At 51.2% G+C, this 12711-nt stretch carries 9 protein-coding genes, 1 tRNA gene and 1 pseudogene; 5 read left to right on the forward strand and 6 right to left on the reverse strand.

Features of this window, described 5'->3' with window-relative positions; genetic code table 11:
- Positions 1-41: 41 nt before the first annotated feature.
- Positions 42-500: a macrodomain Ter protein MatP gene (gene matP / locus HP572_RS11545; RefSeq protein WP_014915873.1), complete on the reverse strand. Its 459-nt coding sequence runs from the start codon at positions 498-500 to the stop codon at positions 42-44.
- Positions 501-677: 177 nt separating this feature from the next.
- Here matP and HP572_RS11550 point away from each other — a divergent pair, with 177 nt between their 5' ends.
- Positions 678-2447, forward strand: coding sequence for a Lon protease family protein (locus tag HP572_RS11550; RefSeq protein WP_240583258.1), 1770 nt, complete (start codon positions 678-680; stop codon positions 2445-2447).
- Positions 2448-2538: 91 nt separating this feature from the next.
- Positions 2539-3057, forward strand: coding sequence for a bifunctional 3-hydroxydecanoyl-ACP dehydratase/trans-2-decenoyl-ACP isomerase (gene fabA / locus HP572_RS11555; protein ID WP_014915875.1), 519 nt, complete (start codon positions 2539-2541; stop codon positions 3055-3057).
- Positions 3058-3150: 93 nt separating this feature from the next.
- Here the strand turns inward: fabA and HP572_RS11560 are convergent, their stop codons facing one another.
- The 4 genes from HP572_RS11560 to betI all read right to left on the reverse strand — a co-directional run bounded on the left by HP572_RS11560 (position 3151) and on the right by betI (position 7779).
- The gene (locus HP572_RS11560) at positions 3151-3804 is read right to left on the reverse strand and encodes a tellurite resistance TerB family protein (protein ID WP_240583259.1); all 654 of its coding nucleotides are present in this window, start codon (positions 3802-3804) and stop codon (positions 3151-3153) included.
- Positions 3805-3950: 146 nt separating this feature from the next.
- Complete coding sequence (gene betA, locus HP572_RS11565) at positions 3951-5630, reverse strand: choline dehydrogenase (protein WP_240583260.1); 1680 nt, start codon at positions 5628-5630, stop codon at positions 3951-3953.
- Positions 5631-5649: 19 nt separating this feature from the next.
- Positions 5650-7122 (reverse strand): betaine-aldehyde dehydrogenase, encoded by a 1473-nt coding sequence (gene betB, locus HP572_RS11570; protein WP_240583261.1) that lies wholly within the window; start codon positions 7120-7122, stop codon positions 5650-5652.
- A gap of 69 nt (positions 7123-7191) precedes the next feature.
- A complete protein-coding gene (gene betI / locus HP572_RS11575; protein WP_205554667.1) occupies positions 7192-7779 on the reverse strand; it encodes a transcriptional regulator BetI in 588 nt (195 codons plus the stop codon).
- 352 nt (positions 7780-8131) lie between these two features.
- Here betI and HP572_RS11580 point away from each other — a divergent pair.
- The 3 genes and pseudogenes from HP572_RS11580 (at position 8132) to HP572_RS11590 (ending at position 11330) form a co-directional block, all read left to right on the forward strand.
- Positions 8132-10166: pseudogene (locus tag HP572_RS11580) on the forward strand (choline transporter).
- 216 nt (positions 10167-10382) lie between these two features.
- On the forward strand, positions 10383-11021 hold the full coding sequence (locus HP572_RS11585; protein WP_010287191.1) for an RpiB/LacA/LacB family sugar-phosphate isomerase: 639 nt from the start codon (positions 10383-10385) through the stop codon (positions 11019-11021).
- Positions 11022-11240: 219 nt separating this feature from the next.
- Positions 11241-11330, forward strand: a tRNA-Ser gene (locus tag HP572_RS11590).
- A gap of 259 nt (positions 11331-11589) precedes the next feature.
- Here the strand turns inward: HP572_RS11590 and phoH are convergent.
- Entirely contained in the window at positions 11590-12378 is a 789-nt protein-coding gene (gene phoH / locus HP572_RS11595) for a phosphate starvation-inducible protein PhoH (RefSeq protein ID WP_010279663.1), read from the reverse strand.
- Between the last annotated feature and the right edge of the window lie 333 nt (positions 12379-12711).

A 12711-nucleotide genomic window follows, 5' to 3' on the forward strand; every position in this document is an offset into this window, starting at 1 on the left:
TTATGCATGTTTGTCAGCGCGATCAATGACAAAAATACCAATCACGTCTCGTCTTTATTCAGAATGGCTTTAAGATCCTGCTTAAGCAGCGACATCTGGCTGGCATATTTTTCCTTGTGCTCAGCGTCTTCGATTAACTGCACAATCGTTTCTGATAAGGTCACCCCACGTCTCTGAGCAAGAGCCGCAAGGCGCTGCCAGACCAGATATTCCAGATCGATCGATTTCTTGCGTGTATGCTGATGCTCTGCGTTGAAATGACGTTTACGCCGTGCACGAATCGTTTGCTTCATCCGGTTTTCTAAGGAGGGATTCATACATTGTGCAATCCACTCCAGCACTTTCACCGGCTGATTTTCCATTTTAAGCAATGCCTGTACGGCGTCATCCGCAGCGCTTTGCTCGAGAAAACGCGTAATCTCTTCTCCCTCGCGATGCTTCTTCACCAGGTATTTCCATTTCCACCCGCACTCAAGATTTTCTAGTTGTTGATATTTCATATTAAATTCTTCAGTGACCGCGTAACGTGACTTTCAGCATAACAGTTTTCCCTGATTTTGACCGCTTTCTAGCGGCTTTCTGACAGCTTTTAAGATGATTAGCCAAACGCGGTCTGAGCCTCAACGTATGAAAGATGACGGAGAGATGACTCTCCTTATGCGAAGTCTAGATTATTCTTGTATAATCACGCTTTTCCTTCAGACGATTACATTGATACTTTGACCAGTAACCGACTCTCATGGCAGCATTTACTGCCCAATAATACGCCTTATCAAACGCTATTCACTCAGGCAGCTCAACTTGCTCCTGCTGAATTCTCCGCTATTCAGTCGCGTCTGGCAGACAGCCTGACGCTCTTTTGCCACCCTCGTTCCCCTTCCCGCTTTATGCTGTTGAAAGCGCAAGAGAACGATGAATATATGGCATTGATCGCCCGTGCGCTGAGCGCCATAAGGCCAGACTCCGGGGCGATACATGGCAGTAAATATATCATTGAGGGTCGTCATATCCGGGTCGAACCCGCTACACAGCATGCGGATAATTTTGCCGCACAGCAGCTCTGTGGTTATCAGGAATGGATTGAACCTGAACAGCTCTTCGGCTGCGTACGCAGTTTTCACGATGAAATCACGCTGCATCCAGGATTAATTCATCAGCTTAACGGCGGCACGTTGATCCTATCAGCCAGAGCGCTGCTGGCTCAGCCGTTGATGTGGCTGCGCCTGAAGCAGATTATGGCTGAAGGCATTTATCGTTGGCAGTCACCAGACGAGCGCAGGCCACTTCCTGTTGATGTGCCACCGATGCCGCTTGATATTCGCCTGATCATTCTCGGTGACCGTGAAAGTCTGGCAGATATTCATGATATGGAGCCGGAATTAGGCGAACACGCTATTTATGGCGAGTTCGAAGCACAATTGCAGTTGATTGAAACGGATGACATGGCGCGCTGGTGCTCCTACATCAATGCACTATGCAGCGAAAATCAACTACCGCTGCTGGATGCCGATGCCTGGCCGGCATTAGTGAACGTTGCAATACGCTACAGCGGCGATCAGGGTAATTTGCCATTATGCCCACGCTGGCTAACCGGTCAGTTAAAATATGCATCTCTATACGCCAGAGATGGTCAAATCACGGAGCAGGCGCTGGTTGACGCCGTTGCCGCTCGCCAATGGCGTGAAGGCTACCTTCGTGAACGTATGCAGGATGAAATAGAATTAGGCCAGATCCTGATCGAAACGGAAGGCGAAGTCGTCGGCCAGATTAACGGGCTTTCCGTATTGGAATTTCCAGGCTATCCCGTTGCCTTTGGCGAGCCGACACGTATCAGCTGCGTGGTTCACGCTGGCGACGGTGAATTCACCGACGTTGAACGCAAAGCCGAACTGGCTGGCAATTTACACGCCAAGGGTATGATGATCATGCAGGCGTTCCTGATTACGGAACTGGAGCTTGATCAGCAACTGCCTTTCTCGGCTTCCATAGTCTTCGAGCAGTCGTACAGCGAAGTTGATGGCGACAGCGCCTCACTGGCAGAGCTGTGCGCGCTGGTTAGCGCACTCTCCTTGCGGCCAATCAATCAGCAGTTCGCTGTGACCGGATCCGTCGATCAATTTGGTCACGTGCAACCGATTGGCGGCGTGAATGAGAAAATTGAAGGTTTCTTTGAGGTCTGCCAGCGTCGTGGATTGACGGGAACACAGGGCGTGATTTTACCTGCGGCTAATTTACGCCATCTCTGTTTACAGGAAGATGTCGTTGAAGCGGTACGCGAAGGGAAATTCCATCTTTTCCCGGTAGAAACTGCGCCGGAAGCGTTGTCATTATTGACCAATTTCGCTTATTACGATGAACAGCAGCCAAACCTGCTGTCCGCCATTCGTGAGCGAATTGGGCAACTTACACCGCAAGAACGTAGACGTTTCCCTTGGTTTTTCCGTTAAACCAACTGGTTCAACCAGACGCAACAGACTTGCCCAGCGTACAGGTGTACGCTAACCTGCGTGCTTCATTAAAACAAGGCTTACAGAGACCATGGTAGATAAACGCGAATCCTATACAAAAGAAGACCTCCTTGCCTCCAGTCGTGGCGAACTGTTCGGCCCGAACGGCCCTCAGTTGCCTGCCCCTAACATGCTCATGATGGACCGCGTCGTTAAAATGACGGAAGACGGCGGTAAGTATGGCAAAGGCTATGTGGAAGCCGAATTGGATATCACGCCTGACCTGTGGTTCTTCGGTTGCCATTTCATCGGCGATCCGGTGATGCCAGGTTGCCTCGGTCTGGATGCCATGTGGCAGTTGGTCGGTTTCTATCTGGGCTGGCTGGGTGGCGAAGGCAAAGGCCGCGCGCTCGGCGTAGGTGAAGTCAAATTCACCGGACAAGTGCTGCCAACAGCGAAGAAAGTGACGTATCGCATTCACTTCAAACGCGTGATCAATCGCCGTTTGGTGATGGGTATTGCTGATGGCGAAGTGCTGGTTGACGGTCAGCAGATCTATACCGCTGACGAACTGAAAGTCGGTCTGTTTAAAGACACCAGCGCTTTCTAAGCATCAGATAGCACTGCGGGCGAAAACCTTTCGCCCGCGTTATTCGTTTATTTCTCTGACGTTATCTCACTACAGCGTAAACTACTCGTCCTATCATGATGGGCTTTTTAGCTCATTAGTGATCGACTGCCGTACATCTTGCGGTATCTTCAATTCGGTCGCTAACGCATCCAGATAGCTTTTCTCCATGAAGTGATCGACATCGATGACCGCGCAGCTCAAGAAGTAGACCTCAAGCGCCTCTTCCTCATTTTTCACATCTTTTGCCAGCAAAATTGGATCAAGCGGTTGTTCTATGGCTTCCTGCACCCAGCGGTGCGCTTCACTGCCCAGTTGCAGTTGCTGAATATTTTCATCAATACGCTGTCTCTCAGTCGCATCAATATGGCCGTCACTTTTAGCAGCAAAAACCAGAGCCTGAATCAGACGGCGGGCACGAATATTGTCAGCCGAGGACTGGGTGCCAAACTGCGGATCGTCCTGATGCGTATCGCGAACGCGTTTTTTGTACTGGTTCCACAACACCACGCCCGCCGCAGCACTACCGCCAATAATCAACGCATTTTTACCCAACGACCCCATGATTTTCCGCGTGGACTTATTAGATAACAATACGCCCGCCAAACCGCCCAGCGCAGCAGGCTTCAGCATATCGCCTAAATTGCCGTTTTTACCCCCTTGATGCTGATTCCCCTGCTTGCTACCGGAGCCCAATAAGCCCTGAATCTGTTGCAGCCAATTATTCATTTTCATTCCTCAAGGAAAAGTGACATCACTGATGGTGTTGTCACTCATAGTAATGGTGCGGAAGGCGTTTGTTTGTCAGATTGTGTATAGCAATGAAAAGTATGGACCGCGCTTTCTCTACGGTCCATCTGGCTATGCAGGAAACGTCACGAAGCCGACTTCAGTGGCGCTTTTCTCACTGGGGTATTTCCGGAAACATAGTAGCGCGCTTTGCTGCGCGGCAGCGGCTGACGCCGGCGGATTCGGTCGGCAATTTTCTCGGCAATCATGATGGTTGTCGCATTCAGGTTACCGGTAATAATCTGCGGCATAATGGAGGCATCCACCACGCGTAGCCCTTCCATACCGTGAACCCGGCCTTGTCCATCAACGACCGCCATCTCATCCTCTCCCATCTTACAAGAACAGGAAGGATGGAATGCCGTCTCGGCGTGGTTGCGGATAAATTCGTCCAGTTCCTCATCGGTCTGAACCTCTAGCCCAGGACTGATTTCTCGCCCACGGTATTTATCCAGTGCGGGCTGCGCCATGATTTCACGCGTAATACGAATCGCATCGCGAAATTCCTGCCAGTCCTGCTCCGTCGACATATAGTTGAACAAGATACTGGGGTGCTCACGGGCGTCTTTGGATCGTACCTGTACGCGTCCTCGGCTGAGTGAACGCATGGAGCCGACGTGCGCCTGAAATCCGTGCTCTTTCACCGCATTACTGCCGTTGTAATTAATTGCGACGGGCAAGAAGTGGTACTGAATATTCGGCCAGGCGAACTCATCCCGACTGCGAATAAAGCCGCCTGCTTCGAACTGGTTGCTAGCCCCAACACCAGTGCCATTGAACAACCATTCCGCGCCGATTTTTGGCTGGTTAAACCACTGTAACGCCGGATACAGCGATACCGGTTCTTTGCAGGCGTATTGCAAATACATTTCCAGATGGTCCTGCAAGTTCTCGCCGACGCCGGGCAAATCGTGCACCACGGGAATATCGAGACGCTGAAGCAGATCTTTCGGCCCCACGCCAGAACGTTGCAGGATTTGTGGCGAGGCAATGGCGCCTGCGCAGAGCAGCACTTCGCGGCGTGCCTTCGCCGTCTGCGCGCTTTCCCCTTTAAAGTAAGCCACGCCAACAGCACGTTTCCCATCAAAGAGAATCTTGTCGGTTAAGGCATGCGTCACGATGGTCAGATTTTTACGGCCTTTCGCCTGATCCAGATAGCCTCTCGCAGTACTGGCTCGACGCCCCTTCGGCGTGACGGTTCTGTCCATCGGGCCAAAGCCTTCCTGCTGATAGCCGTTAAGATCGTCCGTACGCGGATAACCTGCCTGTACGCCCGCTTCAACCATCGCGTGAAACAGTTCGTTGTTTCCCATCTTCGGCGTTGTCACTGAAACAGGGCCGCTCGCGCCATGATAATCATTCGATCCCACATCCCGCGTTTCCGCTTTACGGAAATACGGCAGGCAGTCAAGGTAACTCCAGTCTTCCAGACCCGGCATGGTCGCCCAGTTATCAAAATCCATCGCATTACCACGGATGTAGCACATACCGTTAATCAGCGAGGAACCACCCAGCCCTTTGCCGCGGCCACATTCCATACGGCGATTATTCATGTGAGGTTCTGGGTCGGTTTCATAAGCCCAGTTATAGCGCTTCCCCTGCAATGGGAAAGCCAATGCGGCGGGCATTTGCGTGCGAAAATCCAAACGATAGTCCGGGCCACCCGCTTCGAGCAGCAGCACGCTTACGTCGCTTTCTTCTGTTAGACGCGTTGCCAGCACGTTGCCTGCCGAACCGGCTCCGATAATGATGTAATCATATTCCATTAGGCTTTCTCCCCTTCGTTTAAAATACCGAGCGGAATTCACCCAGTTCAACCTGTACCGATTTAATTTGCGTATAGTGTTCCAATGTTGTTATGCCGTTTTCACGTCCGACACCCGAATGTTTGTAGCCGCCCACAGGCATTTCAGCCGGAGACTCACCCCAGGTGTTGATCCAGCAAATCCCGGCCTCAAGTTGATGAATCACTCGATGTGCCCGATTCAGATCGCTGGTCACGATACCAGCCGCCAGCCCATACTCGCTATCATTAGCGCGGCGGATAACCTCATCTTCGTCCTGATACGCCAGAATACTCATGACCGGACCAAAGATTTCCTCTCGCACAATCTTCATATCGTCTCGGCAGTCCGTGAACACCGTCGGGGCAACATACGCACCTTGCGCATACTTCTCGTCAGCCATCAGTTCGCCGCCCACCAACACGCGAGCACCTTCACGTTTTCCGCTTTCGATGTAGCGCAGTACGGATTCTCTGTGCGGAAAGCTGACCAGCGGACCAAAATTCACCTGCTCGTCAGTCGGGTCGCCAATATGAATACGCTGAACACGCGCCAGAATTTTTTCCTCAAACTGCGCCTGCAATGCCTGCGGAATAAAGACGCGTGTACCGTTAGTACACACCTGACCTGAGCTGAAGAAATTCGCCATCATTGCAATATCCGCGGCCTTATCCAGATCGGCATCATCAAAAATGATCAGCGGAGATTTTCCACCCAGCTCCATCGTGACGTCTTTCAAGGTCGACCCTGCGGCATTGGCCATTACCTTTTTCCCGCTGGCGATCCCACCGGTGAAAGAGACTTTGGCAATACCCGGATGCGTGGTCAGTGCCTGACCAACGGATTGTCCCGTTCCCGTCAGCACGTTGAATACGCCAGCCGGTAACCCTGCCTCGGTATAGATTTCCGCCAGTTTTAGCGCAGTGAGCGACGTGACTTCACTGGGTTTGAAGATCATCGCATTGCCTGCTGCCAGCGCAGGGGCGGATTTCCACAATGCGATCTGAATGGGGTAGTTCCAGGCACCGATACCCGCGACCACGCCAAGCGGTTCACGACGGGTGTAGGCGAATGAGGTATCACGCAGCGGGATCTGCTGACCTTCCAGCATAGGAATCAGCCCTGCGTAGTACTCCAGAACATCCGCACCGGTCACGATATCAACCGTTCGGGTTTCCGAGAGCGGTTTGCCGGTGTCATGCGTTTCAAGCAAGGCGAGTTCATCATTGCGCTCACGCAGGATATCCACGGCGCGACGTAAAATGCGCGAGCGTTCCATCGCCGTCATCGCTGCCCATACTTTCTGCCCTGCGGTTGCTGCACTGACCGCACGGTCAACGTCAGCAGCAGTGGCCGACTGAATCTGGGCAATGATGTCGCCATTCGCGGGGTTAATCGCCTCAAACGTCTCGTCACCCGTGCTATCGACATAAGTGCCGTTGATATAAAGCTGTTGTAAACCGTAGTGAGACATAAATTCTCCTGTCTGATGGCTGCCCGAACAAACGTTCCGGGCAGAAAAGGCAAAAATGATAAGGAAGGATTACGCGCGGACGAGCTGCTGTTCGATATAGTCGTAGGTAATGCTCAGCGCTTCTTCGCGGTTGAAGGCCTCATGGCTTAGCGCACCACGTAGCCACAGCCCATCGATCAGCCCTGCCAACCCTTTTGCTGCAACGCGCGCGCTGTCCTTCGGCAAACAGCGGCTGAATTCGACACACAGATTGGAGTAAAGCCGCCGATCGTTAACCTGCTGTAGCCGATGGAGCATGGGGGAATGCAGGCTACTGGCCCAGAACGCCAGCCAGGTTTTCATCGCCGCGCTATTCGTCTGGCTATCATCAAAATTCCCCTGAACAATCGCCCGCAAGCGTGCGCGAGGCGTGTTTTCCGTCAGGCTCAGCAATCTTGATTTCACCGCCAACCCCAGATGACTAATCAGATAGCGCATCGTCGCTTCCAGTAAGCCATTTTTATCGCGGAAGTAATGACTGATGATTCCATTCGACACTCCCGCACGTCGGGCAATCTGTACGATTGAGGCATCATGCATCCCTACATCGTTAATCGCGGCCAGCGTCGCGTCGATGAGTTGCTGCCGTCTGATAGTCTGCATTCCGACTTTAGGCACCGCACTTCCTCTTCATGTTCTTCCCTTCATTTTTGCGTGATGAATCACGGTAAACGACGGTGATTCATGATCCGATTTGTCCCATTAAACTTTTTTTTGATTGAACGTTCAATAAAAAATGAATATCTTTTATTGCTGAAAGGTTAAAAATCTGTATCAATTATCATGAAAAATGGTGTGAGTTCAGACGATAACTCCACCTTAAAAAGAATAATTTCTTTTTTGTTCTGACGACCTTCTTCAACGAAAAGCGTACTCAGCGGATGTCCTGCGCCGTATTCTTTATATGCGCTAAGCGCGCTTCGTGGAGAGAGGAATCAGAGTATCTGTTCACGTCACGCAAGGGATAACCATGCCAGCATCAGAAACAACCCCCCAACAGGATCGCCTGAATCCTGTCGTGTTCTACACATCCGCGGGATTAATCCTGACCTTCTCGCTGATGACCATGTTGTTTAACCAAGAAGCGAATGCCTGGATTACCCACGCGCTTAACTGGGTTTCTGCCACATTTGGTTGGTACTACCTGCTAGCCGCCACGCTCTACATCGTTTTCGTCATCTTCATTGCGTCATCTCGATTTGGATCGATCAAGCTCGGGCCAGAACAGTCGAAACCTGAATTTAGCCTGATGAGCTGGGCTGCGATGCTGTTTGCGGCGGGGATTGGCATCGATTTAATGTTCTTTTCCGTTGCGGAACCGATCACGCAATATATGATGCCACCAGAAGGACAAGGCCAGACGATAGAGGCAGCACGGCAGGCCATGGTCTGGACGCTGTTTCACTACGGGTTAACTGGTTGGTCAATGTACGCGCTGATGGGCATTGCTCTGGGCTATTTCAGCTACCGGTATAATCTGCCGCTGACGATTCGCTCTGCCCTGTACCCTATCTTTGGTAAACGTATTAATGGCCCGATTGGCCACAGCGTTGATATCGCAGCCGTACTCGGAACCATCTTCGGTATCGCGACCACGCTGGGCATCGGCGTCGTTCAGCTTAACTATGGGCTGAAAGTCCTGTTCCAGATCCCAGAAAATCTCACCGTTCAGGCCTCGCTCATCCTGCTTTCCGTAATCATGGCGACCGTTTCCGTGACGTCCGGGGTCAACCGCGGTATTCGTTTCCTCTCCGAGCTTAACGTCCTGCTCGCACTGGGCTTGATTCTTTTCCTGCTTTTCTGGGGGGATACCGAGTTTCTGCTCAACGCACTGGTGCTGAACGTTGGCGATTACATTAATCGCTTTACAGGCATGACGCTTAACAGCTTTGCGTTCGATCGCCCAACCGAGTGGATGAATAGCTGGACGCTGTTCTTCTGGGCATGGTGGGTCGCATGGGCACCGTTTGTTGGACTGTTTCTGGCACGTATCTCACGCGGCAGAACCATTCGACAATTCGTTGTCGGCACGCTGATCATTCCATTTGTCTTTACGCTGCTGTGGCTCTCCATTTTTGGCAACAGCGCACTGTATCAGGTGCTCCACGGTAATCTGGATTTTGCCAATGAAGTCATGCAGCACCCTGAGCGCGGATTCTACAGCCTGCTAGCGCAGTACCCTGGCTTCAGCCTGAGCGCCTCTGTCGCGACCATTACCGGCTTGCTGTTTTATGTCACCTCTGCCGATTCCGGCTCGCTGGTGCTGGGCAACTTCACCTCTCGCCTTGGCGACATCAACAATGATGCGCCAAACTGGCTGCGAATTTTCTGGTCAGTCGCTATTGGCCTGCTGACGTTGGGCATGCTGATGACTAAACGGTGTGTCAGCCTTACAGAACACCACCGTCATTATGGGATTACCGTTTAGCTTCGTGATGTTCTTTATTATGGCGGGATTGTACAAATCACTGCGGGTTGAGGATTACCGTAAAGCCAGCTCCTTACAAACCTCGGCACCGATGCCAATCTCCGGCGACGACCGTCTGAACTGGAAGCAACGCATCTCACGCGTCATGAATTTCCCCGGCACAACACATACGCAAAAAATGCTGGATAACGTCTGTAAAGCCGCCATGGATGATGTTGCACGCGAGCTGCGCCTGCGCGGTGCCAACGTTGAAGTCAATGAGCTGCCACCTGTCGAAGATGAACGTCTGAACCATCTCGAACTGTTGGTGGATTTGGGTGATGAACAGAACTTTCTTTACCAAATTTGGCCTCAGCGCTACAGCGTTCCGGCGTTTACCTACCGAGCCCGCTCGGGTAAATCAGATTATTACCGACTTGAAACTTTCCTGTTGGAAGGGAGCCAAGGGAATGACCTGATGGATTACAGCAAAGAACAGGTGATTAACGACATTTTGGATCAGTACGAACGACATCTGAATTTTCTTCATCTTAATCGAGAAGCACCGGGCAATACGCTGACCTTCCCTGACGCATAACACCCTCCCCTATGGCGCTGAAATACAGCGCCATTTTCAATATGTTAGGCTTTTACTCTCCCTTTTTCTTGCATCATCTTTTTCCTGAATCTATGGGCTGTGCCGCATTCTTTGCTTCCACGATTTGCGCTTTATTTTTGAAACGGTATACTGCACACATCAAATTGAAATACAGTTTTAAAAAATGTATTTGTCCGTCACAGAAAAGGAACGAACATGAAAATTGCATTGATTAACGAGAACAGCCAAGCTGCCAAAAACGCCATCATCGCCGAGTCTCTGACCAAAGCGGTTGCACCGTTGGGCCACACTGTACACAACTACGGCCAATACGCCGTTGAAGATGCAGCGCAGCTGACCTACATCCAGAACGGTATTCTGGCAGCTATCCTGCTGAACTCTGGCGCGGCTGATTTCGTTGTGACCGGTTGTGGTACTGGCCAGGGCGCAATGCTGGCTTGTAACTCTTTCCCAGGCGTAATCTGCGGTCTGGTTGTTGACCCATCTGATGCTTACCTGTTCTCTCAGATCAACAACGGTAACGCTGTATCCGTTCCTTACGCTAAAGGCTTTGGCTGGGGCGCTGAACTGAACCTGGAAAACCTGTTTACCCAGCTGTTCAAAGAAGAAGGCGGCCGTGGTTATCCGAGCGATCGCGTTGCTCCTCAACAACGTAACAAGAAAATCCTGGATGCCGTAAAAGCAGTGACCTACAACGATCTGATCACCATCCTGAAAGGTCTCGATCAGGATCTGGTTAAAGGCGCAATTGCTGGTCCTAAATTCCAGGAATACTTCTTTGCTAACAGCAAAGACGAAGCACTGACCAGCTACATCAAAACGCTGCTGGCGTAATCGTCCACTCGCTGACAAACAAACCACAGGCCATCGCGGTCTGTGGTTTTTTTATGCCCATTATCCATTCACTTTGCCTACATTTTAACGACACGGTTACGCGGACTATCCGTTACCGTTCAATGCTTAGCCATACGCACCGTTCGCGCTAAATACTGCTTGACCGAAGCTAAGTGACTCCCTATAGTAGCGCCCCGTTGCCCCTTGTAGGCGACCCCCGGTGAGGTGTCCGAGAGGCTGAAGGAGCACGCCTGGAAAGTGTGTATACGTGAAAACGTATCAAGGGTTCGAATCCCTTCCTCACCGCCATATAAAAGAAAACGCCCTTAACGCAAGTTAAGGGCGTTTTCTTTATACAGTTGGAACGGATGAGAAGCCTTGACTGGTTCGACAAAACGACAGGACTGGCGTTTTGGACGCCAACGGCGGCCCGCAGGGCGAGCGGCAGGACGCCGCGAGTCAATCCATCGAACATGTACATGCCTGATATTAAAACGCCCTGATGCAAATCAGGGCGTTTTTTTTATGGTAACAGCACAGGAATGTTCATTCCCATGCCACACCAGCATCAGCCATAGGCATGGAGCGTACGCTGACACAGTGCCGAACGCACGCAGTCCTCTTTACCGAAAGAGACTACGCCAATCATGTCATCCTCAACAAAACGCTCCAGTGCGTCGCGCAGGCCGGATTTAACCCCGGATGGCAAATCGCACTGCGTCACATCGCCATTGACGATAACCGTGACATTCTCACCTAAACGCGTCAGGAACATTTTCATTTGGTTCACTGTCACGTTTTGCGCCTCATCCAGAATCACAACCGCATTTTCAAACGTCCGCCCGCGCATATACGCAAAAGGCGCGATTTCAACTTTGGCGATTTCCGGCCGCAAACAATACTGCATGAAAGAAGCCCCCAGACGACGCAAAAGAATGTCGTAAACCGGGCGGAAATAAGGCGCAAACTTCTCCGCAATATCTCCAGGTAAAAAGCCAAGATCCTCGTCGGCCTGTAATACTGGCCGCGTAACAATAATACGCTCAACCTCTTTATGGATTAGTGCCTCCGCCGCTTTCGCAGCGCTCAGATACGTTTTACCGCAGCCAGCTTCGCCTGTGGCAAAAATCAACTGTTTATTTTCTATCGCAGACAAGTAATGTTCCTGGGCAACAGTGCGAGCTTGAATAACGGAATTATCACGATTCTCACGTGCCATTCCAATTGCTTCAATCCCCCCCATCTGTACCAGAGAAGTGACCGATTCTTCCTCACGCTGACGATGGCTACGCGACTCACGACGAATAACGCGTTTGGCTTCACGACGAGCTTTGATCACTGCTTTTTGTCTTCCCATAGTGGCACCTTACAGTTTGTTTCACTTACCGCACTGCTCTACAGCGCGTGACGTTTAACTCACTAACGAGGTTAGGCTTCCTTATTAAGCCAATAGCAGACAGAGAATACGCATGATTCATCCACGAACCGCGTGAAAAACGGGCCAAGTGCTCATGGATAGAAAAAGAAAATATACGGAGAGTTTGGGTAACAAGAGAATGGCACAGTGTTGAAAATAAGTGGGAGGAACATCCCTCGCATCGGCGAGTCAGCGGCGTAGAATCTTGGCATCGACTACAAAGTCCAGAAAAGGACATTACCATTCGCGTTCCTCACTGTGACAACGACTATT

It is taken from the genome of Pectobacterium sp. PL64, from assembly GCF_022477975.1.
Lineage (GTDB): Bacteria > Pseudomonadota > Gammaproteobacteria > Enterobacterales > Enterobacteriaceae > Pectobacterium > Pectobacterium jejuense.